This window comes from Alcanivorax sp. S6407 (genome assembly GCF_023016115.1).
Classification (GTDB): domain Bacteria; phylum Pseudomonadota; class Gammaproteobacteria; order Pseudomonadales; family Alcanivoracaceae; genus Alcanivorax.
The window spans coordinates 182,812-202,592 of the sequence record NZ_JALKBH010000005.1 but is presented as its reverse complement, the minus strand read 5'-3'; the positions used below and the strand labels follow the sequence as shown (position 1 = coordinate 202,592).

The window sequence follows — 19,781 nt, the reverse complement described above, 5'->3', positions numbered from 1 at the left end:
TCTGCCCAGATGACAAATTGTCTCGCCTCCCGCACCCGTGAAGGAGACGTCAGCAATAACACTAAAAATACACAGGAAACAATTCGCTAGACAAACCACAACAAGGACACCACAGCACCCTTTCTGTTTACCCAACAAAATGCATTTCATCATTTTTTGCAGCTCTGGCTGCGACTTCGATATCTGTACCGTAATTAACGGGAGAGTCTCATGAGCAAAACAAAAAAAGTGTTTCAGGCATTGAGTGCCGCCGCTGCGCTGACGCTCAGCAGTACCGCTTTCGCGGCGGTGGAGCGTACCTTCTGCGTATTCGACATCATCGGCGCCAGTGGCGACACCTACAACATGATGAAAGACTACAAGACCGCCGCCCTGGCCTGGGGGGTGGATGTGGAACTCAAGCCCTACACTGACGAAAAGATCGCCTCTGAAGATCTCAAGGCCAACCAGTGTGATGCCGCTGTTCTCACCGGCATCCGCGGTCGCCAGTTCAACAGCTACACCGGCAGCATGGATTCCATCGGCGCCATCCCCAACTACGACGCCATGCAAACCGTGATCGCGGTACTGGCCAGTGGCAAAGTGGACCAGCATCTGGTGTCTGGCCCCTATGAAGTGGGCGGCGTGTTCCCCCTTGGCGCGGCCTTCCTGTTCCTCAAGGACAAGGAAATTGACACCGTGGAAGAGCTGGCCGGTAAATCCATCGCCGTTCTGGAGTACGACAGCGCCCAGGCCAACATGGCCTCACGGGTGGGCATGTCTCCGGTCATGTCAGATATCACCAACTTCTCTACCCGCTTCAACAATGGCTCCGTGGATATCTGCTTTGCCCCGGTAATGGGTTATTCCGCTCTGGAACTCTACAAAGGCATGGCCCCCAGCGGCGGCATCCTGGATTACGTGCTCGGTCAGCTGAGCGCCCAGGTAATCATTCGCAAGGACCGCTTCCCGGACGGCTTCGGTCAGCAATCCCGCCAGTTCATGTTTGGCCAGTTTGACCGCGCCATGAAGCTGATCGACAACTCCAGCAGCGAAATCGATGACAAATGGTGGATCCGCATCCCCGAGGCCGACACGCTGCGTTACGACCAGATGATGCGCGAGGCCCGCATTGCCCTCACCAAAGATGGCGTTTACAACAAAGACATGATGAGCCTGCTGCGCAAGGTACGCTGCCAGCAGGATGCATCCCGGGCCGAGTGCGTCAATCCGCAGGAATAAACCCGGTGCCGCCGCCCCTGTCGGCGGCGCCCTTTTGGGTCAGCCGACAGCCAAACTGGTGAAATGGGTTCAAGCGGTCTATGCTGGAATTGACCCAGGGTTAAAGGAATAACCGGAGGCTTACATGAAAACCTTGATTACCCGATTCCTGCAGGAAGAAAGTGGTGCCACCATGGTCGAGTACGCCATCGTTGCATCACTGATTTCTATCGCCGCTGTTGCCGTCATTGTTCTGGTTGGTGAAGAAGTGCTGGGCCTGTTCCAGGGGGCAGACACCGCCATGAAAGACAGCGGCATGTAACCGGCAAGCGGTTATCTTCCTGATTAACCAGTACGCCTGCGCCACAACCATAACCTCTGCTACCCTGTGACACTCCAGTTATCGTGGCGGAGTGTCCATGAGCCAGTCTTTCGGTTTCCAGTTCGACAATAGCTATTCCCGGCTGCCTGAAGCCCTGTTCTCCCGCTGTGATCCACAGCCCGTCACGACGCCGGCCATGGTGCTTTTCAACTCCGCTCTGGCCGACGAATTAGGCCTGGAGGCGCAACCTCTGGCAGAGCGCCCCGACTGTTTCAGTGGCAACCATCCGCTTCCCGGCAGCATGCCGCTGGCCCAGGCCTATGCGGGACATCAGTTCGGCCGCCTGACCATGCTCGGTGATGGACGTGCGATTCTGCTGGGTGAGCAGATAGCACCCGACGGGCGCAGGCTGGACATCCAGCTGAAAGGGGCCGGACGCACTCCTTTCTCACGGGGGGGCGACGGGCGCGCTGCCCTTGGCCCCATGTTGCGTGAATATGTGATCAGCGAAGCCATGCACGCGCTTGGCATTCCCACCACCCGCAGCCTGGCTGTCGTCTCAAGCGGTGAACCGGTTTACCGGGAACAACCCTTGCCCGGAGCAGTGCTTACCCGTGTCGCCGCCTCTCACCTGCGAGTGGGAACCTTCCAGTACGCTGCCGCGCAACAAGACAGCGCGTTAATGGATACGCTTATCCGCTACACCCTTGAGCGTCACTACCCGGAAAAACAGGACAGCGACAACCCCGCGCTGGCGTTACTGGATGCCGTCATCGATAAGCAGATCGCACTGGTCACTCACTGGATGCGGGTGGGCTTCATTCATGGCGTGCTTAATACCGACAACGTGACACTCAGCGCAGAGACCATTGATTACGGCCCCTGCGCCTTCATGGATCAGTACGATGAAAATACCGTCTTCAGTTCCATCGACCAGCAAGGCCGCTATGCTTATGGCAACCAGCCCGGCATCACCCAATGGAACCTGGGGCGCTTCGCGGAAACCCTGCTTACCCGCATGGACGACGACGTAGACAGCGCAGTAGAGATCGCCACCGAACGACTCAAGGCATTCAGTGCCCGCTACGATGCCAGCTGGCTGGCCATGATGCGAAGCAAACTGGGATTGACTGGCAGTGACGCCGGGGATGAGACACTGGCAAAAGACTTGCTGGCTCTGATGCAACTGCACAAGGCAGATTTCACCAACACCTTCCGCAGCCTGATTGGAGGAAAGCCGCTGCAGGGGCAACCTTATGACAATGACGCCTTTACGGCCTGGCATAACCGCTGGCTGAACCGGCTGGATCGCGATCCGCAAGCGTACGACCACGCCTGGGAACTGATGCGCAACAGCAACCCGGCCGTGATTCCGCGTAATCATCAAGTAGAAAAAGCGCTACGCGCAGCAGAAGATGGCGACCTCAGCGTGGTCGAATCCCTGCTCTCCGCGCTGGCCGATCCCTATGCGGAACGGGACAGCGATGATCCCTACGTGCAGCCGCCGAAGGAGGATGAGGTGGTGTGCGCTACGTTCTGCGGGACGTAAAAACGCGTTTCGAGTTTCGAGTTTCGAGTTTCGAGTTTCGAGTTTCGAAGAGCAAAACCCGCTCCAGCTGAAAGCCAAAGTGTTTTCTTTTACGCCTTTGATTTTCGCAACTCGAAACTCGTTACTCGAACCTCGCCCCTACCCCAACCGCAGATGGTTATCCCACCAGCCGCCCGGCAGGTCCAGCCAGTGGCTGGCGACCTGGCCGTCTTGATAGCTGAAGTAGCGACAGCGGCCCTGACCGGACGTGACGGCGAACCCGTCGCCCGCCACACCGACCCCGGCACAATCTTCCATGGGCACATCCACCAGAGTCTCGGCCGTATCCAGATCCCAAACGAAAAAACGGTTGCCGCGCGGCGCCGTCATCGCCACCTGCCGGCGCTCGCCATGAATGGCTATGCTCGCCGTGTACTGATCCATCATCGCCAATTGCGAAGCCCCTACAGGGAAAGGCTGATAAGGCTGCTCTGGACGCTTCACCGCCAATAACGGCACTGTCTCCCAGGCCTCTCCCTGATACTGCTGTCCGGTGATGATCGTGCCATCGCTGGCGACAGCCAGGTGGCGAATACTGCTTTGTGAATGCTGCAGAGTTTCCTTGCTATGCAGCTCGCCGTGGCGATCCATCACCACCAGACTCGGCGACATACTGTTGAGGTTGGTTTTCTCACGGCTGCCTTCGGTACGAATCCCCCCGTTGGCCACCACCAGGGACTCACCATCCGGCATCCAGGCCAACTGGTGTGGCCCCACGCCATGGGTAGGCACTTCACCTTCATGCACCAACTGCAAGTTACCCTGATCAAGCCGGTAACGACCCAGCACACCACGACCGGGCTCATTCAGATCGTTTTCGGTGGCATAGAGCCATTCCCCTGCGCCATGGAAAACCGCATGGCCATAAAAATGCCGTTGCGGCTGCCCCCGCACGATCTGTAGCAAACCGCCATCGCGTAAATCAATCAGGTAACTTTCACGAGCAGGTCGGCGGCCAACAAACAGTGCCAGGGGCAGAAAAGGATGGCGAGCCACATCATGACAACGCTCCGCCACCGGCGTGGCAAACGCCCGTTTCCCATCGAGAAAATAACCCGTGCAATAATGTTTTCCGGCGTCGTCATTACGGGCGGACAACAACAACGGCGACTGCCCCTTCCCTTGCCAGAACGCCCAACCGCCCAGGGCCGCCACACCACCGAGGGCCGCCCCCATGCCAAGAAGATGTCGTCGTGTCAGAGTCATGGTTTCCTCATCAAGAACAACTTTCGAACGTATGCTTCTTCAACGACAGGGGCACGGCAAAAGAAGCAGCACGACTAAGTGGGCGAATGAGTTGCAAGTTACAAGCTTCAAGTTACAACGCGGGCCCGGGCCTGAGATGTCGTCATGTTCTTTCTTCCGCGCAAAAGCCTTGTGCGCGGGCACGGCGGTGAATCTGGCAACTCGACCTCTCGCGCTTTGTAACTTGTAACTTGTAACTGCTGTTAGTCGCCATCATTGGCGTTAAAACCAATCTGGATTCCCAGATCCCGGGCCAGCTCCACTTGCTGCAAGGTCTCCAGGTTATCCAGGCTTTCATACAGGGCCTGCAGTCGCGGCAAACTGGCCTTGTCCTGAACCATCTCTACCAGCGGTGCCGGCAGGCCCGCCAGTTTCTGCCCGGTATTTTCATAGGCAGCATCGATGCGGGTGACCAGCCCGGCGTCACCCACCAGCGAACGCACCCGTTCCCACACGGCCCGGGCTCCGGACAGTGAGGACTGCAGGTTGCCGATGGAGTGCCGGCTGCGCCAGGCTTCTGCCTGCCACGGCTGAACCACCCCCTTGTTAAGACGTCCCATGGGCACGCCAAGCTTCTTCTTCAGTACATCCACTGCGGTGATCTGGGTACGCAGGATACTGCCCAGCGCTTCATCGGCGGAGGCATAACGGTCGTTGGGAAAATCACCCAGCCGGCTCGCCATACCTTCCGGCCCCTCCCACAATGCAAGCACCTCAGCAGAAAGCGCCTGCTGGTGCCGGGCAATGCCAATCAGCAGCGGGCAATAGCGTGGGCGTTGGCCGGCCAGATCCACCGCCTTATCGAACAGCACATACTCGAAGGCAGTCAGGCCCTGAACCACCACGCTGGCACCTTCAAGGGCCTCACGGGTCAGCGGCGAATGACTGTCGAGCAGCGCTTCCACCTGATGGGCCACCAGGTTGCGTTTGTCCGGCCAGAACTGCACTTGCCAGCTGCGATTGCCTTCCGCCAAGGGGCCCAGCATCAGGGGTTGCAGGTAGGACCAGCTCTGCAAGGTACGGTAAAACGCCTGCTCCACCGCCGCCTGATCCAGTTCATCGGCACAGAAGCCCTCCGCAGACACCCGCAGGGCACCATTGCTGCCATGCCACTGCTCGTGGGCCGGCAACAGCAGCTGATTCGCCAGCTGCACCGTCACTTCCTGGCGGGGATTGCTGCAGGCTGACAGCAACACCGTCAGCAACGCCATTACCATTACACGCATTCGCAATACTCCTTGCCCGGCACCGGATCAGAGTGAATTCAGGAAGGCCAACAACGCGTCGCGTTGCCCGGCATCAAAGGTCAGCACCGTGTCACGGGAGGCCGCCGCTTCGCCACCGTGCCAGAGAATGGCCTCCATCAGGTTGCGCGCCCGGCCATCGTGCAGAAACTGGGTATGCCCGTTCACTGCCTCGGTGAGGCCGATCCCCCACAGTGGCGGGGTGCGCCATTCCTGGCCATTGGCGAGGAACTCCGGGCGACCATCGGCCAACCCCGGACCCACATCGTGCAGCAGCAAATCGGTGTAAGGGCGGATGGTCTGGTTGGCCAGCTCCGGCTCCGGCGCGTCCGCCGGGGTGGTAAAGCTGGGTACATGACAACCCTGGCAATTGGCCTGGTGGAACAAGCCTTTGCCCTCCAGCACCTGCGGATCATCCACATTACGGCGGGCCGGCACGGCCAGGTTGCGGGTGTAGAAGGTCACGTTGTCGAGAATCTCATCGCTGACTTCCGGGGTGCCACCGTTGGGCAGCGCCAGACACGCTTTCTGGCTCGGGGCGCAGGAATCCGTGGGTACCAGATGGCTGGTCAGCCCCATGTCATTGGCAAAGGCTTCGGCATTCTGCTGACGCAGGCTGGGCTGCCCGGCCTTCCAGCCAAAACGGCCCACCTTGAGCGTGCCGCTGGCACGATCCCAGACCCGGTTGGCGCGACCACTGATGCCGTCGCCATCGGCATCCTCCGGGTCCTCATTGGCGAGCAGATCAGCATCACTGATGGCTTCCAGAAAGCCCAGCCCGATCACCGGCGGAGCAATCCGTGCCGAGAACAGGGTCGCCGGGTGCATGTCGCCATAGGCCAGATTACTGAACGCCAGCCGCGGCTTGCGCAGCTCGACTTCGTGACCGTCGGCAAAGGTCATGACCAGCGGGGCATACTCCACCCGCACCCGGCCTTCCGGGGCAATGCCGGGAATGGCCGCATCCTGGAACTGGCCACCATAGTTTGGCTCGGCCACCAGACCGCTGCGGGTCAAATCATCACCCTCGCCCGCCGGCACCGACAGGCGGACCAGCATGGACACCGCCTGTTTGGCTTCCGGATCCGGCGGGTGACCGCGGCCATCCTTGATGTGGCAATTCTGGCAGGCATTGGTATTGAACAGCGGGCCCAGACCATCACGGGCATCGGTGGAAGCCGGCGCGATTACCCAGGGATTGCGAAAGAAACTGTTGCCGACACTGAAGTTCAATCGCCGGGTGGGCGACAGGTTCGCCAGCGGCAGGGAAAAGGCATTCTGGTCAGTCTTGGTTACGGTGCCTTCACCGGCGGACAAATGCTCTCCAGGCTCCGCCTCGGTAAACGCAGGGCCGGAATCACAGGCGACCAGCAGGCTGGCCAGGGACAGGGTCAAAATGGCGTAACGCAAGACAGACATCCTTGAGTAGTGACCGGAGCCGCGTGGTCGCGGCATCCACAGCCGAGAGAAAGCAAAACGCCGCCCGGAGAGCGGCGGCGTTATCTTAGCAGATCTTAAAGAGAATCGTTTTCAGAGGCTCCCTAGAACTGGTGATCGGCGGTATCCGGGTTCAGGGCCTGGATATCCAGCACCAGGGCGGCCTTTTCGATTCCCCCGGTCTGCACGACCAAAGCCTCAATGGCGCCATTGATCACCGCCGCTCCCGCGGCGTTGCCCGGCGCAATCAGCTGATCAAAGTGGAGGCCGTTGGCAGCGTTATCCACCAGCCCCTGCAGGGCGGCTTCCGATGCGGCCAGCTCCTGCTTGAGCTGGCTGTCCACCGCCGCGTCATTGGCGGCGACCAGATCACTCAGGGATGGCCCGCTGAGAGTCTCGCCATTCACCCTGCGATACTCGCCCAGATAGACATTGCGAATACCCTTGCCGTTATAGAAGTGCGAGAAGTGGGTATTGTCACTGAAGCAATCGTGCTCATCCTCCGGGGAATGCGCTGCCAGCGCCACTTTCATGCGCTCACCGGCCAGCTCGCCAAGGGACAGGCTGCCCATACCGAACAGCATCTTGCGCAGGCCGTTCTTCACCGCATCCGCTTCCAGCTCGGCACGATAGTTTTCCGCATCCGGCTGCCACTGGGCCACCATGAATTCCAGGTCCTGAATCAGCAGGTCAGTCACGGCACGCAGATAGTCACGCCGACGCTCGTTATGCCCACCGGTGGCCGACGCATCGGTGGCAAAATCCGTGGCAGGACGTTCACCGGCTCCGGCATCGGTGCCATTGAGATCCTGACCCCAGAGCAGAAACTCGATGGCGTGATAGCCAGTGGCCACGTTCACTTCCGAGCCACCCAGCTCGTTCAGGCTGGCCAGCAACTCGCCATCAAGATTGCTGAGATCCCGAGCTTCCTCACCAATAGTCAGAGACTCGCTGGCAATAATGTTGGCGCGGGCACCGGGGTTACCCATGACCGCCTGATAGCTGTCATCCACATAGTCGATCAGGCCTTCATCCAGCGGCCAGGCGTTGACCTGCCCTTCCCACTCGTCCACCACCCGGTTACCGAAACGAAACACCTCTGTCTGCATGTAGGGGACCCGGGCAGCACGCCAGGCTTCACGGGCAGCACTCAGGGTGTCATTAGAAGGCGCGGCCAGCAGCGCCTCGATGGCCACTTGCAGCTGCTGAGCCTCGGCCAACGCATCGCTGTACGCCGCCAGCGCCAGCTCGCCGTAGTGATTTACCACCTGACGCGCCTGAGCCTCATCATAGGGGGCCGACGGCGCAGCCGGAGTGTCATCACTACAACCGGCAATCCACAGGGAGGACAACAGCAGCCCTCCGGCAGCAACACGGGTCAACATAGGTTTTCCTCAATCGATACGCGACAGCAACGGAAGCGGATTCCTGCCAAGGGAGGACCGGACTTCCCAAAGGCACAATAATGCGAATTATTCTCATTAATTGAAAGGGCTGTTGACACAAATTTGCATCAAAATCCGCGTCAAATGGTCATTTTTGCCCATGAAAGCCCGTATACAGGGCGTTTTTTTCGTGAACCGCGTTCTGGAGAGGCATAGAATGCCCCCGCGCAGCGCGCGCTGCCTTTTACCCCTGTCCGCCCTTTACTACTAGCGAGACGCCCCTCATGACCACTTTGCTCCTGATCCTGGTGGCGCTGGGCTTTGTGTCCATCGTCATTGAAGACATCGTTCATATCGACAAGGCCAAGACCACCCTCTTTTTCGGGTCCTTTGCCTGGCTGCTTTTTTTCATTGCCCCGCCTGCACACCTCAGTCATGCCGAGCTGATGGAAAGCCTGAATGAAAACCTGCTGGATATTGCCACCCTGTGGCTGTTCCTGATGGCCGCCATGACCTTTGTGGCCTACCTCTCCGGCAAGGGCATTATCGACAGCATGGTCAACCGTTTGCTGCCATCGAAGATCAGTGAACGAAAGCTGATGCTGCTCACCGGCCTGTTCGCGTTCCTGTTTTCCTCCATCGCCGACAACATCACCGCCACCCTGGTGTGTATTGCGGTATTGATGAACCTGAACCTGCCGCCCAAAAAACTGCTGCGTTATCTGGTGCTGGTGGTGTTCTCGGTGAACGCCGGCGGTACTGCCCTGATCACCGGCGATGTCACCACCCTGATGATCTTCCTGGCCGGCAAGGTGGAGATCCCGGACCTGCTGCTACTCAGCCTGCCTGCCGGCGCCGCAGTGGCGGTGTTGGCGGGGATGTTGTCACTGGGATTGAGTGGCGAGCTTCAACTCGAAAAACAGAGTCACGCCATTGAGCGGGGAGACAAGGTCATCGCCCTGCTGTTCTTTGCCACCATCATCGGCACCATCGCCGCCAACGTGGCCTTTGGCATTCCACCGGTGCTGTGCTTCCTGTTCGGCCTGTCGCTGATGTTCATGGTGGTGCAGTTCATGAACAAGGACGAACCGATCCTGGATTACATCCGCAGGATCGAGTTCGACACCCTGCTGTTCTTCCTCGGCGTCTTGCTACTGGTGGGGATGCTCAAGGAGCTGGGCATGCTGGCCTACTTCCCGGCGCTGTATGAAGTGATGCCGCCAGTAGCCGCGAACTTTGTGGTGGGCATGGCCTCGGCCCTGTTCGATAACGTGCCGCTGACCGCCGCCCTGCTCAACTCCGGCATCGAAATGACCCTGCCGGAATGGCTGTCACTGACCTACTCGGTGGGTGTCGGCGGCGCCTTGCTGGTAATCGGCTCAGCCGCCGGTGTGATCGCCATGAGCAAGGTGGAAGCGCTCACTTTCGGTTCCTACCTGAAGTACTTTGGCTATCTGCTGGTGGCCTACAGTATCGGCTTTGTGGCGGTGCTGGGGTTGGGGTCGTTGCTGTAAAAATCAGCTGCGAGCTACGAGTTTCCAGCTACAAGCCACAAGCTACAACGCGTGTTGTGGCTGCAAATGTGAAAATGACGTGCCCGCGCTCAAATGTTTCGGCGCGGGCCAAGACACAAATGGCAGACAAAACTTTCTCGCGTTGTAGCTTGCAGCTTGAAGCTTGACCCTTAAACCTGAAACGCCGGGTGATAGTGAACTTCCGCATCTGGCCAGGTGCCGTTGAGGAGTAACGCCTGAAAATATTCCGCCGGAACACCGGCAAGACGTAGCAGCGGTGTGGCGACAAAACCGAAGCGTTCATACCAGGCTGGATCCCCCAGTAGCACGCAGCCATGGGCCCCCTGTTTCTTCAGGGCATCCAGCCCCGCCAGCACCAGCTGGCTGCCAACGCCTTTCCCCTGCCATTCAGGCAACACCGATACCGGCCCCAGGCCGTACCAGTGGCTGGCACCGCAGGAAAGCGTCACCGGGGAGAAGGCGATGTGTCCGACCAACTCACCCTCCAGTTCAGCCACCAGCGAGAGCGAGAGCGCCCCTTCATCACGGAGAGCATCCACGATAAAGGGTTCCCGTTGATCGCTATGGGAAAGGTTGGCGAAGGCTTCCGCAGTGAGGGCATGAATGGCGGGGGTGTCGTCGGGATGCTCGGTGCGAAGGTGGAAGGATGGCATGGAGCGCTCCGTTTCTTGAGACAAGTGCCCGGCGGCTTACGGAAAAGCACGAGGGCTTCAAGCGAAGCCCCACGCCGAGGGTTACAAGTGAAGCGCAGCTGGGCCCGGGGCGCAGCCCCATAAGCGTTTCTGGAATCTTTTCCTCGCTTGAGCTCGGATCGCGAGCAGGCTCGCTCCCACAGGTGCCAACAAAGAACGGTGTCAGCTGCATCTCAGCTCCTCGCTGTCGCTCGGTTCGCACCTCAAGTGGCGTTATTCGCTTCGCTCAACCTTCGGGCCGCACTCCGTACGTTACTCCGCTACGCTACGTTCCTACAGCGGCTTCGTAGAAAAGCCGAAAACCTGGGAACTTTTCGGCCGCTCTTAATCCAATCGAGCGTAGCTTGTAGCTTGTAGCTTGTAGCTTGTAGCTTGTAGCTTGTAGCTTGTAGCTTGTAGCTTGTAGCTTGTAGCTTGTAGCTTGTAGCTTGTAGCTTGTAGCTTGTAGCTAGTTGGCGCCGTAGAAATCGCTGCCGAGATCCTTGAGGTCCTGATCCATCTGCTGCCAGCGGTCACCGGCGAGGGTGCCGTCAAGGTCCGCCAGCTCATGGTATTCATCAATGCGCTGCTGCATGTCGGCCAGCACTTCCTGCAGAGCCAGGCGGTGGCGCTCTGCTTCGGTATTCACATCGCCGCTGTCGCCCAGCGACTTCTGTTCCAGCTGCAGCAGTTCGTTTTCCAGTTCATCAAGTTTGCTCTTGATGTCGGTGATCATCGTCTTGACGTCTTCCATCATCGCACTCCACTTTCCGATCCGGTTCGGAGATGAACCCAAGCTCAGGTTGCCGCTATTTGTTTACCCAGGTCAACTCTGGCACCAGTAATGGCGGCCTCGGTCTGACAATCGGTCATGGATCAACAATTTTTCATACAATTGCGCGTATGGTTGCCAAACAGACTTTCCGCTACATTCGCAGTCATCAACCGACAATACGCACAACAGCAGGTCAACCATGAAAAAAGTCGTACAACGGGCCGAATTGCTCAAGGACATGATTCAGGAAGCCATCGAAGACGGCGCCACCACGGTGGAAGACGTACACCAGCATATCGCCGGCTTGCCGTTTGATGCCCTGGAAAAGCTGGGCCTGTTTGAAGAACAGGCCGCCAGCCTGAAAGACAAGCAGCGCAAGACCATCGGCATGGTCTACGACACCATCCGCCGCATCAACAACGATATCGGCAGCCTGATCTCGGAGCAGTTCGCCGCCCTGGAAGACGCTGAAGAAGCCAGCAAGAACATGGACAAGAACGGCGAAGAATAACCAGTGTCGAGTTGCGAGTGACGAGTATCGAAAGGCAAAACCCATCCTTCTTTTCGGGTTTTACGATTTTCGCAACTCGCTTCTCGTAACTCGTAACTCTCCTACCAGCTCGACCCCGCCTTGATATACACCGCCGTTTCTTCCGGGCCACGGGCTACATCCATGCCCATGATCATGCCGTAACGGCGAGCGATCAGGTAGCGGAAGCCGGCACCCACATTGTTGGCCACTTCGGCCTCAGACAGGTCACTGACGGTATCGGCAGCGCGACCACCACCGCTGAAGGCATTGATACGCCAGCGCGGGGTTACTTTCCAGGTCGCCTCCACTTCGGCCACGGCCACTGCACGTCCCTGGTAACGCACCGCGGCAATACCGCGAAGATCCACGAATGGCAACACATAGGGCGGCAGGCTGGCACTGTCAGAAGACTCCACACCATCAAACTGCAGGCGCAGCCCCAGATTGAAATGACGATTCACGTTCCAGTAATTCAGCCCCTTTAACGTGTAGCGTCCGTAGTCCACATCACTGCCGATGGCACTGCCATACCAGAGATATTCGCCGGAATAATAGAGCCCTGCTTGCGGCGCCATGGGATTGTCGCGGGAATCGAATTCCGCCAGCACACCCGCCCCGGAGGTGGTGATCTCGCGGTTTATCTTGTCTTGCAGAAAACGATTTACTGCCGCTTCCACTTGGGCATTGGGCAGATTCACCGTTTCCTGCAATGACAGGTCCACCAACCGGTAACTCTGTTTCAGCCCCGCCATCCAGCGACTCTCGCCCAGCCGAAACTTGATGGACTGGACCACCGCCGGCCCTTTCAGATTCAGCTCCACCGGGTTACGCGGTTCGATGCCACCAAAGGAATAAAAATCCAGATTGAAATCCGGGTAAAACGCAAAGCCGCGATAGCGCACCGTGTCATCGCGCCAGAACCCCACATGGCCAAAGCCGGCACCCCTGGAGCCGTTCTCCGTGGCCGCCAGCACCACCATGCTGATGTTGTTGGGAATAATGGCCTGGGCTTCTCCACGCACCCGCATGGCCTTCTGTTCTTCACTTTCGTGAAAGAAGATGCCAGCCATCCCCAGTCCCGCACCCACAGCGGGCTCCGTGATCACCGTGGGCACCGGCAGAAACCCCATCGGCACCTGGGAAAGATAGCGGCTGGCATCCAGCATGCCGTCTTCCGGGTCGGTCATATACTCTTCCATAAAGCCACCATGGGCGGTGCTCCATAGCAGGCCCGCCAACATGACCGGGACAATCTTTTTCATCCCTGCTTCCCCTTCCCTGTACGGGTTTGTAATCCGGCCCCTGCTGGGGTTTGATAACCGTATCGTTGCCCCATGCTATAGCGCCCATGACCATACTGCCAAAACACTTCAGCACCCTGCTCCTGATGACCCTGCTGTCCACCGGCTGCCAGAGCGCGCCGCCCTATGATCCGGAGCAGCGCACCTCCAGCAACACCCTGGTGGCGGTGCAATCCCCGCTGGTGAAAGGCCTGCAAGCAAAACAGAGCCAACATGAAGGCCAGTCCGGTTTCTATCTGCTGCATGATGGGCTTTCTGCCTTTCTGGCACGCATGGCCCTGATCGAGAATGCCACCACCAGCCTCGACCTGCAGTACTACATTTTCACCAACGATGTTACCGGCCGCATTATCATCAGCCGCCTGCTTCATGCCGCCGATCGCGGTGTGCGCGTGCGGGTGCTGGTAGATGACATGGGCACCCAGATCCAGAACCCGCTGGTGGCCAGACTGGATCAGCATCCCAACATCGAAATCCGCATTTTCAATCCCGTCGCCTCGCGCAACGGCGCCAGCCGTAACTGGCAGATCCTCAAGGAATTCACCCGCACCAACCACCGCATGCACAACAAGCTGATGGTGGCCGACGGTGTCGCCATCATTACCGGCGGCCGCAATCTGGGCGACGTGTATTTCTCCAGCACCAATGTGGACTTCCAGGACATCGACATTCTTGCCGCCGGCCCGATTGTGCCCCTGGCCAGCGGCAGCTTCGATGAATACTGGGGCTACCCCGCCAGCGTGCCAGTACAGCTGCTGCTGGATCCTGACGAGGCCGATCTGGATCTCGACAGCCTGCGTACCACTCTGGCCGAGTTCCTCGCCACTCAACAGGATTCGGAATTCATCCATGCCCTGCGCGACAGCACCCTGGGCAAGGACCTGGTCGGAGGCGACATCCCGCTGCACTGGGGGCCGGCCTCCCTGCTGGTAGATACCCCGAAGAAAGCGCTGGAACACGCAGACCTGCCCGCCTCCTTCTATCTTGGCGCCGACCTCAAAACGATTCTGGAGTCCAGTCAGGAGCAACTGAAAATCAGCTCCGCCTATTTCGTCCCCGGCGACAACGGTGTTGCCCTGTTTGATCAGCTGGAAGACCGCGGCGTAGAGGTCAAGATCCTGACCAATTCCCTGAGCACCACGGATGTGGCCATCGTCCACAGCGGTTATATGGATTACCGCAAGGATCTGCTCAATGACGGCGTGGAGCTGTGGGAGCTGCGCTCCACCGCCGGCCAGCAAAAGCGCATGCACTGGTTCAAGGGCAAATCCCTGGCCAGCCTGCATGCCAAGACCATGGTCATTGATGACCACCTTTCCGTGGTCGGCTCGGTCAACCTGGATGCCCGCTCCATCCTGCAGAACACCGAAATTGCCGTGGTCATCGACAGCCCGGCCATCAACCAGCAACTCAGCGACCTGTTCGATCGCTGGGTCGCCGGCGACTCCGCCTGGTCCGTACAGCTGAATGAAGACGACGATCTGATCTGGACAGCCGACACCCCGCAGGGCCAGCTAAAGGAACACCATGACCCGGAAACCTCCAGCTGGTCCCGCTTCAAGATCTGGCTGCTGTCCTGGCTGCCCATCGATAGTCAGATATAGCACGCCGGACGCCTGATGCCTGATGCAAAAAGGCCCGCCCGGAAAACCGGACGGGCCGTTTTGCATCAATACAGCACTGGCTATACCCCGCTGTAGGAACGTAGCGCAGTGGAGTAACGCACATAGTGCGGCCCCGAGGGGGTGAGCGCAGCGAATAACGGTAGTCCGACCGCGATCCGAGCCTGGGCGAGGTAAGGATTCCAGAAGCGAGTTTCGAGTACCGAGTTTCGAAAATCAGAAAACACCTGCCAGGGACGAGGTTTCCGGTTTTGCCTTTCGAAACTCGCTTCTCGTAACTCGAACCTGATTAACCTCGGATCGCTTGCAGGCATGCTCCTACAGCAAACGGCCCCTGACGGCTGACCCTGCCGCCCAATTCCAGAAATCCGCCCCATATCCCCCAACCGACAGACGCATTATCATCACACCCTTTTCCCGATTAGAATGTCCGGCTCGCCCGGCGGAATGCCCGCCCGGCACCGTGAACACCAATGGATCGCAGCAGTCATGCACAGGACGCAAACGCGCACACAATCCGGTCTCCCCGGCAGCCGCCTGGTGCAGCTGTTGAGCAGCCTGGACAGCAAGGCCGCCCGTGCCAGCCACGGCGACTTTGCCGAGCGTCTCGGCCGCCTGTTTGACCTGTCTGACGCCATTTCCCTGGACGGCGCTACCCGGCATACCCCCAAGGGGCCCTTCAGCGCCTCCGATGAGATGCCGCAACAGCTGCAGGATGACCTGCTCAAGACCCGCCGCGCCCTGCTGGACTACCTGGGCCGCAGCTTCAGTGGCGAAAAGGCCGCTTCGGTGATCGCCCTGCCGCCCCTGCGCGACGATGCCGACCCCGAAAAGCGCCCCAGCTTCAGCGCCTACGAGCGCTTCTACCAAGCCCATCAGCGACAAATGATCGCCGGGCTGAGCAACCTGCGCCTGCGCTGCCGGCGCCTGCTCAGCGGCCACAGCGCCCCGCTGGCCCACCTGGCCGAGCTGGACGCCGTGTTCGAAAGCGGCCTGGCCAGCTATGCCCGCCAAGGGTTTGCTGCCCTGTCCGGCGTACTCGAACAACGCTATCGCCTGCTCTGGCAGCAGCGCGACCCTTTCCATACCCCCGCCGACTGGCTGGGCCCGCAAGGCTGGCTCACGCAATTCCGGCGGGAACTGAAAATGCTGTTACTGGCTGAACTGGATGCCCGACAGGAACCGGTTCTAGGCCTGCTCGCGGCGGCCCGGGAGGCGACCGAAGCCGCCCCCGCCGACGCGCATGACACCAATGAGGTAAGCCCCACTCCATGAAACGCTATCTATTTGCTGCGCCCTTCCTGATCGGCGCTATTGCTGTCCTGTGGATCGCCATCACCTTTGTCAGCCAGCCCGTGGCCTTCACCGTGACCGCCATCATCGCCGCGGTCTACGCCATGGGCTTCGCCGAGCTGCTGCGCTTCCGCCGCAACACCGCCGAACTGGACAAGCGCCTGGACGACCTGCCGGACAGCCGCGAAAGCCTGCGCCACTGGCTGCAGAGCCTGCCTGTCCCACTGCGTCACAGCGTCCAGCGCCGCATCGACGGCCACCCGGCCGCCCTGCCCGGCCCGGTACTGACCCCCTACCTCACCGGCCTGCTGGTCATGCTCGGCCTGCTGGGCACCTTTGTCGGCATGATCGTGACCCTGCAGGGCGCCGCAACTGCCCTGGATGGCAGCAGCGAACTCACTGCCATCCGCAGCGCCCTGTCGGCCCCCATTGCCGGCCTGAGCCTGGCCTTCGGCACCTCCATTGCCGGTGTCGCCGCCTCCGCCATGCTGGGCCTCACCGCTACCCTGTGTCGCCGCGACCGCATGCTGATCTCGCGCAAGCTGGACACCCTCAGCGACACCACCCTGCATGCCTTCTCGCTGGATCATCAGCGTGAAGCGGCCTATCAGGCCCTGCACCAGCAGAGTGAAACCTTCCCGGCCCTGGTGGATGCGCTGCAGGCGCTGGCCACCCGTATGGAAGGCCTGGGCTCCGAACTGCGCGACAGCCTCACCGGCAACCAGCAGCAGTTCCACGAGGCGGTGAATGCCCAGTACCGCCAGCTGGCCAGCGATGTCAGCCAGTCCCTCAAGGACACGTTGGCCGACAGCAGCCGCCTGGCGGTGGAAAACATCCAGCCGTTGATGGAAAGCTCCCTGGCCACGCTCAACCAGCAAGTCGAAGGCACCCACGCCCGTCTTGCCGAGCTCACCGAAAAGCAGCTCAGCGAACTGACCAAAGAATTCCGCGCCACCACCGAGGCCGCGGCCAACCACTGGCAGCAGGGGCTGGATACCCACCAGCAAACCAGCGCCCGACTGGTCAGCGACATCAGCACCTCTCTGGCCGAACACCACGACCGCTTCAAGAGCAACAGCGACACCCTGTTGCAGCAATTGCGTGACAGCCAGCAAGGCCTCGCCGAGCAAAGCCGCGAGCAACTGCAGGCGGTGGCCGAGCAGTTCGAGCAAGCCAGCCGCAACGGTCAGCAGCACTGGCAGGAACAGCTGGCCGAACAACAGGCCCAGCATGCCCGTCAGCTGCAGGAAGCCCGTGACGCCCAGGCCGCCCTTGCCGAACAGCAGCAAAGCCGCCTGAATGCCGCCACCGGCGAATTCAGCCAGGCCATTCAGCAGGCAGGCGAACAGTGGCAGCAGCACAGCAGCCAGCAACAGCAAAGCAATGAACAGCTGCTGCAGGCCCTCCGCGATACCTTCAGCAGCAACAATGAACAGTTCCAGAGCAGCACCGCCACCCTGCTGGATGGTCAGCGCGAAGGTCTGGATCAACTGGTAGCGGGTATCCGTGGTGAACTGGCCGCCCTGCGTGACGCCGAAGCGGAACGCGCCGGTGCCGCCAGCGAGCGCCTTGCCGCTCTGGAAGGCACCGTCAGCGAGCACCTCACCCGCCTCGGCACCGCGCTGGAAGCACCCATGACGCGCCTGATCGAAACCGCCTCGGAAACGCCAAAAGCGGCGGCGGAAGTGATCACCCGCCTGCGCGAGGAAATGACCCGCAGCAGCGAGCGCGACAACGAACTACTGGAAGAACGCCAGCGCATCACCGAAGAGCTGGATCAGCTGCTCAGCAACCAGCGCGACGCGGCTACCGCCCAGCGCGAGGCCATCGAGACCCTGATCACCCGCGCCAGCGAGACCCTCAGCCAGGTCGGCGACACCTTCACCCAGCAGGTCAGCGAGCAGAGCGAACGCCTCAATGAAGTGGCCGGGGATGTGACCGGCAGCGCCGCCGAAGTGGCCAGCCTCAGCGATGCCTTCGCCGCCGCCGTGCAGCTGTTCAGCGACAGCAACGACAAGCTGCTGGACAACCTGCAAAAGGTGGAAGCGGCACTGGACAAGTCAGCCATCCGCGCCGATGAACAATTGGCCTACTACGTGGAGCAGGCCCGCGAAGTCATCGAGCTGAGCATGACCTCCCAGAAAGACGTGATCGACGCCCTGGGCAACCTGTCTGCGGCCGAGGCCAGCTGATGGAAGAGCTCCACGACGATGCCCAGGCCTCGCCGGTCTGGGCCATCTTTTCCGATCTGATGGCCGCCCTGGTGGGCATTCTGGTACTGGTGCTGGTGTGGGTCATCGGCATCCAGCTGGAGCTGAGCCAGTCGCTGGAACAGGAAAAGGAAAAGCGCCTCGCTGAAGAACAGCGCCGCATGGCCCTGGAACAGGCGCTGGCCGATCCGCTGGCCAGCGGCCGGGTCACCTTCCGCGATGGCCGCATCGGCATCAGCGGCAGCGTGTTGTTCCAGATCAACTCCGACCAACTGCAGGAAGAAGGCGAAGTCCTGCTCAAGGATCTGGTCAAACCCTTGCAGCTGTATCTGGATCAACATGACGAAATGCTCATGGTCAGCGGCTTCACCGACGACCTGCCGATCCAGCGCGGCAACAGCCGCTATGAAGACAACTGGGGCCTGTCCGCCCAGCGCGCCCTCACGGTCACCCGCACCCTGATTGATCAGGGCATGCCGGAAGACCAGGTGTTCGCCGCTGCCTTTGGTCCACATCAGCCGGTGGTCCCCAACGACGACAGCGCCGCCCGCGCCAAGAACCGGAGGGTGGAACTGACCACAGTGCCGCGCCGCCATACCGAGGCGACCACGGAGGGCGACAATGGCTGAGGCCGTGTCCCTGTCGGAGCTGTCAGAACGAATCAAATCCCTGCAAGCGGAGGGCGCCGAACAGTTCGCCCCTGCCGCCTTCTGCTTTCTGCAACGCCAGCAACAACGGCTTGCGCAGCTGCGCCATACCAGCCCGCGCACCCTGGCCCGCCTTGCCGGAGCCGTAGGCCAGCTGGAGCAGCAAATGGCCAGCAGCCAGCAGGCGGTGGAGCAACAGTGGAACAGGGAAACACAGCCACAACTGACGCCGCTGTATGAGCAGCACAACTTCAAGACCCTGCTTCGTCAGCTGGCACCCGCCCAGCCGTCTTCACCGTTGGCGGACGTGATCACCCAGCTACGGCAAAACGGCAACCATGCCCCTGAGCCCGAGAACCGTGATCCGCTAAGAGCACTGCTGCAGGAACAGGAAGGCAACCTGCTGGAAGAAGAGCAGCCCGTTCCACAACCCGTCAGTGACGGCCCCCGCGAACTGAAAGCCCTGACCCGGGTACGCGCCGGCCAGCAGCAACAACGCAAGCGCCGCCGTATCGAAGATGCCCTCACCCACACCCCCAGCGATGCCGGCCCGCTCAATTCCCACCGCCTGGTCACCCGCGCCATCACCGCCTTGCAGGAACTCTCCCCCGCCTACCTGGACCACTTCGTCACCTACGTGGACACGCTCATGGTGCTGGAAAAGGCAGGCAAGAAACGCGGCGGGTGATGGAGGTCTGACGACGCCTGACGCCTGATGCCTGATGCCTGATGCCTGATGCCTGATGCCTGATGCCTGATGCCTGATGCCTGATG

General features: G+C 60.3%; 17 protein-coding genes. 10 read left to right on the top strand and 7 right to left on the bottom strand.

What is annotated here, in order from left to right; genetic code table 11:
* Positions 1–210: 210 nt before the first annotated feature.
* From MWU49_RS13540 to MWU49_RS13530, 3 genes are all read left to right on the top strand, one after another.
* Positions 211–1,221, top strand: a complete 1,011-nt coding sequence (locus MWU49_RS13540) for a putative solute-binding protein (RefSeq protein WP_035232330.1) — start codon at positions 211–213, stop codon at positions 1,219–1,221.
* Between the two features lie 124 nt (positions 1,222–1,345).
* Entirely contained in the window at positions 1,346–1,522 is a 177-nt protein-coding gene (locus MWU49_RS13535; RefSeq protein ID WP_035232332.1) for a Flp family type IVb pilin, read from the top strand.
* A 97-nt stretch (positions 1,523–1,619) separates the two neighbouring features.
* Positions 1,620–3,071: a protein adenylyltransferase SelO gene (locus MWU49_RS13530; RefSeq protein WP_246973329.1), complete on the top strand. Its 1,452-nt coding sequence runs from the start codon at positions 1,620–1,622 to the stop codon at positions 3,069–3,071.
* A gap of 138 nt (positions 3,072–3,209) precedes the next feature.
* On the opposite strand, the gene MWU49_RS13525 is transcribed toward MWU49_RS13530, so the two are convergent.
* From MWU49_RS13525 to MWU49_RS13510, 4 genes are all read right to left on the bottom strand, one after another.
* Positions 3,210–4,316, bottom strand: a complete 1,107-nt coding sequence (locus MWU49_RS13525; protein WP_246973327.1) for a DUF1513 domain-containing protein — start codon at positions 4,314–4,316, stop codon at positions 3,210–3,212.
* Between the two features lie 242 nt (positions 4,317–4,558).
* Complete coding sequence (locus tag MWU49_RS13520) at positions 4,559–5,581, bottom strand: imelysin family protein (RefSeq protein ID WP_246973324.1); 1,023 nt, start codon at positions 5,579–5,581, stop codon at positions 4,559–4,561.
* Between the two features lie 27 nt (positions 5,582–5,608).
* A complete protein-coding gene (locus MWU49_RS13515; RefSeq protein ID WP_246973322.1) occupies positions 5,609–7,018 on the bottom strand; it encodes a di-heme oxidoredictase family protein in 1,410 nt (469 codons plus the stop codon).
* A gap of 122 nt (positions 7,019–7,140) precedes the next feature.
* Positions 7,141–8,421 (bottom strand): imelysin family protein, encoded by a 1,281-nt coding sequence (locus MWU49_RS13510; protein WP_246973321.1) that lies wholly within the window; start codon positions 8,419–8,421, stop codon positions 7,141–7,143.
* A gap of 284 nt (positions 8,422–8,705) precedes the next feature.
* On the opposite strand from MWU49_RS13510, the gene nhaD reads away from it, so the two are divergent.
* Entirely contained in the window at positions 8,706–9,935 is a 1,230-nt protein-coding gene (nhaD, locus tag MWU49_RS13505) for a sodium:proton antiporter NhaD (RefSeq protein ID WP_246973319.1), read from the top strand.
* A gap of 170 nt (positions 9,936–10,105) precedes the next feature.
* Here the strand turns inward: nhaD and MWU49_RS13500 are convergent, their stop codons facing one another.
* Positions 10,106–10,609, bottom strand: coding sequence for an N-acetyltransferase (locus MWU49_RS13500; RefSeq protein ID WP_246973317.1), 504 nt, complete (start codon positions 10,607–10,609; stop codon positions 10,106–10,108).
* Between the two features lie 487 nt (positions 10,610–11,096).
* Entirely contained in the window at positions 11,097–11,381 is a 285-nt protein-coding gene (locus tag MWU49_RS13495) for a hypothetical protein (protein ID WP_246973314.1), read from the bottom strand.
* 220 nt (positions 11,382–11,601) lie between these two features.
* On the opposite strand from MWU49_RS13495, the gene MWU49_RS13490 reads away from it, so the two are divergent.
* On the top strand, positions 11,602–11,913 hold the full coding sequence (locus tag MWU49_RS13490; RefSeq protein WP_246973312.1) for a hypothetical protein: 312 nt from the start codon (positions 11,602–11,604) through the stop codon (positions 11,911–11,913).
* Between the two features lie 101 nt (positions 11,914–12,014).
* Here the strand turns inward: MWU49_RS13490 and MWU49_RS13485 are convergent, their stop codons facing one another.
* On the bottom strand, positions 12,015–13,196 hold the full coding sequence (locus tag MWU49_RS13485) for a BamA/TamA family outer membrane protein (RefSeq protein ID WP_246973310.1): 1,182 nt from the start codon (positions 13,194–13,196) through the stop codon (positions 12,015–12,017).
* An 86-nt stretch (positions 13,197–13,282) separates the two neighbouring features.
* Between MWU49_RS13485 and MWU49_RS13480 the strand changes: the two genes are divergently transcribed.
* The 5 genes from MWU49_RS13480 to MWU49_RS13460 all read left to right on the top strand — a co-directional run bounded on the left by MWU49_RS13480 (position 13,283) and on the right by MWU49_RS13460 (position 19,695).
* Entirely contained in the window at positions 13,283–14,839 is a 1,557-nt protein-coding gene (locus MWU49_RS13480; protein ID WP_246973307.1) for a phospholipase D family protein, read from the top strand.
* A gap of 507 nt (positions 14,840–15,346) precedes the next feature.
* Entirely contained in the window at positions 15,347–16,132 is a 786-nt protein-coding gene (locus MWU49_RS13475; protein ID WP_246973304.1) for a DUF3348 family protein, read from the top strand.
* Positions 16,129–18,342, top strand: a complete 2,214-nt coding sequence (locus MWU49_RS13470; protein WP_246973301.1) for a DUF802 domain-containing protein — start codon at positions 16,129–16,131, stop codon at positions 18,340–18,342. Before MWU49_RS13475 ends, MWU49_RS13470 begins: the two co-directional genes overlap by 4 nt.
* Complete coding sequence (locus MWU49_RS13465) at positions 18,342–18,989, top strand: OmpA family protein (protein WP_246973298.1); 648 nt, start codon at positions 18,342–18,344, stop codon at positions 18,987–18,989. Before MWU49_RS13470 ends, MWU49_RS13465 begins: the two co-directional genes overlap by 1 nt.
* Positions 18,982–19,695: a DUF2894 domain-containing protein gene (locus tag MWU49_RS13460; RefSeq protein WP_246973296.1), complete on the top strand. Its 714-nt coding sequence runs from the start codon at positions 18,982–18,984 to the stop codon at positions 19,693–19,695. Before MWU49_RS13465 ends, MWU49_RS13460 begins: the two co-directional genes overlap by 8 nt.
* Positions 19,696–19,781 lie beyond the last annotated feature (86 nt).